The following is a 583-nucleotide window of genomic DNA, read 5'->3' as shown; positions in this document are numbered from 1 at the left end:
GCATCTCGGCCTTCTCCCCCTGGTTGAGCCCGGCCGCGGGCTCGTCCAGCAACAACAGGTCAGGGCGGCGGGCCAGAGCACGGGCGATCTCGGTACGACGCTGCTCGCCGTAGGGAAGGCTCCCGGCCCGCCCATACCGGTCGCCGCGCAGCCCGACGAAGTCCAGCCAGTGATGGGCCCGCTCGGTGCACTCGCGCTCAGAGCGCCGGTAGCGCGGGGTGTGCAACAACGCGTCCCAGACGCTCTGGCGCAGCCACAGATGCGATCCGGCACGCACGTTGTCCAAGACCGACAGCTCACCGAACAGCCGCAGGTTCTGGAAGGTCCGCGCGACCCCCAACCCCGCGATGGCCGAGGGCCGCAGCCCCGCCACGTCCCTGCCACGCAGGGTGATCCGGCCCAAGGTCGGCCGGTAGAAGCCGGTCACGCAGTTGAAGGCCGACGTCTTGCCCGCCCCGTTGGGCCCGATCACCGAGACGATCTCCGCCTCGCCCACCGAGAACGACAAGCCGTCGATGGCCACCAGCCCGCCGAAGGTCAGGCGCAGATCGGTCACGCTCAGCAGACTCACGGAACCTCCCTG

1 protein-coding gene is annotated in these 583 nt (G+C 70.2%); it reads right to left on the bottom strand.

Annotated elements, in window-relative coordinates; translation table 11 throughout:
- On the bottom strand, positions 1–571 hold a 571-nt coding region (locus ACW9TB_RS39365), incomplete at its 3' end, for an ABC transporter ATP-binding protein (protein ID WP_472753214.1).
- Between the last annotated feature and the right edge of the window lie 12 nt (positions 572–583).

This window comes from Streptosporangium sp. H13245, assembly GCF_055690525.1.
This window is presented reverse-complemented; position numbering and strand designations above follow the sequence as displayed.